Source organism: Nocardia aobensis NBRC 100429 (assembly GCF_000308375.1).
Classification (GTDB): domain Bacteria; phylum Actinomycetota; class Actinomycetes; order Mycobacteriales; family Mycobacteriaceae; genus Nocardia; species Nocardia aobensis.
In genome coordinates this window covers 1-3,714 of sequence record NZ_BAFQ01000178.1, presented here as the reverse complement: position 1 = coordinate 3,714, position 3,714 = coordinate 1, and the positions used below count along the sequence as shown (strand labels likewise).

Sequence of the window (3,714 nt, the reverse complement as noted above, 5' to 3'; positions counted from 1 at the left end):
ACGAGGCCGGTGCACGGGGTGCGGATGCGCTCCGGCACCGGCTTTTTCGCATCAGCAACCGATGAACCCGCGTTCCATCCGCCTTGCCGCCGGTAACAGGAAGGAACGTGAGCGCCGACGTAGAGTCGAGACAGTTCGCAGCACAGACCGGGCGGGGCGGCTTCCATCGCGGAGGCATGGAGAGGCGGCTCTGCAGAGGAGGGGATATGCAAGCCGATGCCACGCCCGCGCTGCAATTGAGCGGGCTGTACAAGCGATTCGGTGGGCCGTGGGTGGTCGACGGGGTGAGTGTGGTGGTGCCGCCCGGGTCGTTCTTCGGGCTGGTGGGGCCCAACGGCGCCGGTAAGACCACCACGTTGTCGATGGCGGTCGGGTTGTTGCGGCCGGATGCGGGGCAGGCGCAGATCTTCGGCGCCGATGTGTGGGCGGATCCGGTGCGGGCCAAGACGATCGTCGGCGTGCTGCCGGACGGTCCGGCCGTGCCGGAGCGGCTCACCGGACGCGAATTGCTCACCTACACCGGACTTTTGCGCGGGCTGCCGCCGGGCACGGTGGCCGAGCGCGCGCAGGAATTGCTCTCGGTGCTGGAGCTGATCGAGGCGGAACACACTCTGGTCGTGGACTATTCGGCCGGGATGCGCAAGAAGATCGGACTCGCCACCGCACTGTTGCACGGGCCCAAGCTGCTGGTGCTCGACGAACCGTTCGAGGCGGTGGATCCGGTGTCGGCCAGTACTATTCGCACGATTCTGCAGCGGTTCGTCACCGCCGGCGGATCGGTGGTGCTGTCCAGTCATGTCATGGCGCTGGTGGAGAATCTGTGCGATCACCTCGCGGTCATCGACAAGGGACGGGTGGTCGCCGCCGGATCGGTCGCCGAGGTGCGAGGCGAGGGCAGTCTCGAGGAGGCGTTCGTCCGCCTGGTCGGCGGTCGCATCGGCGGAGACGAGGGGCTGTCGTGGTTGGCGTCCTGATCCGGATGCGCTGGCGGCTGACCGTCCGCGCGATGACCAGCGGCCGGGCCGCGGTCGGCTTCTGGATCGGACTGTTCTTCGGCCTCGTAGCGGCCGTCGGCACGGCCGTGCTGATGGCCACCGCCGGGCACGGCTGGGAGCCGCGGGCCGCGATCAATGTGGCCGCCACCCTGTACGCGGTGTGGACGCTCGGCTGGCTGGCGGGCCCCATCCTCACCGGCAGCAGCGACGAAACCCTGCAGCCCGAACATTTCCGGCTGCTGCCGCTGAGCTATCGCCAGCTGTCGGTAGGGCTGGCGGCGGTGGCCTTCACCGGCCCGGCCGGTGCGGTGAATCTGATCGCCTTCGCCGGTCTGGTTGCCATCGGTATCCAATTGGGCGTCGTACCAACGGTTTTCGCCGTGCTCGGCATGTGTCTGCAGCTCGTCTTCGTGGTGCTGTTGTCCCGCGCATTGCTCGCCTGGATCGGTGCCGCGATGCGGTCGCGACGCGGTCGCGATCTGGGGGTGGTCCTCGCCGCTCTGACCGGACTCGCCTATTACCCGCTGCAACTACTGATGTCCTATCTGGGTCCGCGCCTCGAGCATGTGTCGCCTGCCCTGGGCGCGACCTTGCGGATCCTGCCCTCGGGGTGGGCGCCCTATGCGGTGCAGGCCGCCGACGAGGGCCACTGGTGGTTCGGTGTAGCGGCACTGGCCGGACTCGCCGCGATGTCGGCGCTGCTGTGGCAGGCGTGGGCGGTGCTGCTGCGCCGGCGCCTCACCACGACCGCGGCTGCGGCCGGACCCGTTCGCGCACAGGCTGGTTCGGGCCGGCTGGAGCGGATGATCCGCCCGACTCCCGTCGGCGCGGTCGTCCTCAAGGAGTTGCGCACCTGGTGGCGCGACGGCCGCCGGCGAGCGGCGCTGTTGCCGCTGATGCTCATCGGTGTGGTGCTGCCGATCTTCCTCGGCCTGCAGAACGGCGGTGCCAGTGTGCCGTTCGCGGGGGTGTTCGTGGTGTGGCTGGCCGCGATGGCCAGCGCGAACATGTACGCCTTCGACGGCACGGCACTGTGGCACACCCTGGTGATTCCGGGTGCGGTGCGTGCCGATGTCCGGGGCCGCATCATCGCCTGGCTGGTGCTGGTCGCTCCGTTGGCGGTGGTACTCACCCTCGTGCTGCCCGGCGCGGTCGGCGCGGCGCGGTGGTATCCGTGGGTGGTGTCGATGCTGCCGGTGGTCCTCGGTGTCGGCGTCGCGGCCGCGATGCTGTTGTCGGTCTATGCTGCGTATCCGCTTCCGCAGCAACGCGGTAATCCGTTCGCCGGCAACGGCGGAAATCCCGGCTGTGCGCGCGCACTCGTACAACTCGCGGTCGCCTTCGGCCAGTTGATCGTCGGTCTGCCGGTGCTGGGCCTTCTCGTCCTCGGCACCTACCTCGGCAACGCGCTCGTCGAATGGGGTGCGCTTCCGGTGGGCCTGGCACTGGGGCTCGCCGCGGCCGTCTTGGGTGCGCACCTCGCCACCCGGCGCATCGAGTCCCATGGACCGGAACTGCTCGCCGAGGTGAAGCCGCGGTGATCCCGGCGTGATCTGACGATATCGGCCGCGTCCCTGACCCTTCCGGCCGTCGGTATCGATCGTGCCCGATTCCCGGCGTTCCATTCAGCAGGCCGCGATCGCGACCGGATGCTCGCGCTGGAAGGAACGATGATGACCGAGTACGTGACACTCGAACACGGACGGCTCGCCTGCGATGTGGTCGGGGGCGGACCGCTGGTGGTGCTCTCGCACGGCATGGGCACTGTGCGCCAGGACTTCCGTTTTCTGGTCGGGCCGCTGGCCGCGGCGGGATACCGGGTGGTCAACGTGGATATGCGGGGGCACGGCGAATCCGGTGCGGATTGGCCGTCGGTGACCGGGAAGGCCGCCATCAGCCGCGCCGATGTGGCGGAGGACCTGCTGGGTGTGATCCGGCACTTCGGCGGCCCGGCGGTGATCGTCGGGCACTCGCTGTCGGGCGGGTCGGCCACCATCGCCGCGGCCCGGGCACCGGAACTGGTGAGCGGGATCGTCGAGATCGGCCCCTTCACCCGTACCCAGCGGCTGCACGTCGGCGCTCTGCTGGTCAGCCGCCGATACCGTCGGGGCATGGTTCGCCTCGCCCTCACCACGATGCTGAAGTCGATGCCGTGGTGGCGACGTTATCTGGACGTCGCGTATCCGACCAGGCCCGCCGACTACGACCACTACCTCGCCGACCTGGAGAGTCTGCTGCGGCGGCCCGGCCGGTGGGCGGAATTCACGAAGACCGGACGCACCACTCCCGCCGACGCGCATGCCCGTTTGGCGGACGTCCGCTGTCCCGCCCTGGTGATCATGGGTTCGGCCGATCCGGATTTCGCCGATCCCGAGGCCGAGGCGCATGCGATCGTGGCCGCGCTGCCGGATGGGGTGGGCCGCGTCGAGATGATCGAGAACGGCGGACACTACCCGCACGCGCAATTGCCGGATGATGTTGCGGCAGCGATTATTCCGTTTCTCGGTCGGTGTGCGGTGCGGGGCCGGAGTGCCGAGGTACGGCGCGCCGGGTGATGTGCGTACCCCGGTGCGAGATCGCCCGATGCGCGGGGGAGTCGGGCGAGCCCCGCCACGGTTGGCCGTCGGCCGTGGCGGCCGCTCGTCCCGGCTGCGATGATGGCGAAATGCCCGCCTCGCGCACCATCGTCTTCGTCGCCTACGAGGGCATGCAACTGGTC

The 3,714-nt window shown here is 69.3% G+C and carries 3 protein-coding genes; all 3 read left to right on the top strand.

What is annotated here, in order from left to right; translation table 11 throughout:
- Nucleotides 1–206: 206 nt before the first annotated feature.
- The 3 genes from RJ03_RS23195 (at nt 207) to RJ03_RS23185 (ending at nt 3,550) form a co-directional block, all read left to right on the top strand.
- Complete coding sequence (locus RJ03_RS23195; protein WP_036505714.1) at nt 207–974, top strand: ABC transporter ATP-binding protein; 768 nt, start codon at nt 207–209, stop codon at nt 972–974.
- The gene (locus tag RJ03_RS23190) at nt 959–2,536 is read left to right on the top strand and encodes a hypothetical protein (protein WP_036505713.1); all 1,578 of its coding nucleotides are present in this window, start codon (nt 959–961) and stop codon (nt 2,534–2,536) included. Before RJ03_RS23195 ends, RJ03_RS23190 begins: the two co-directional genes overlap by 16 nt.
- 129 nt (nt 2,537–2,665) lie before the next feature.
- Nucleotides 2,666–3,550 (top strand): alpha/beta fold hydrolase, encoded by an 885-nt coding sequence (locus tag RJ03_RS23185; protein ID WP_245552365.1) that lies wholly within the window; start codon nt 2,666–2,668, stop codon nt 3,548–3,550.
- The last annotated feature ends 164 nt before the right edge of the window (nt 3,551–3,714 follow it).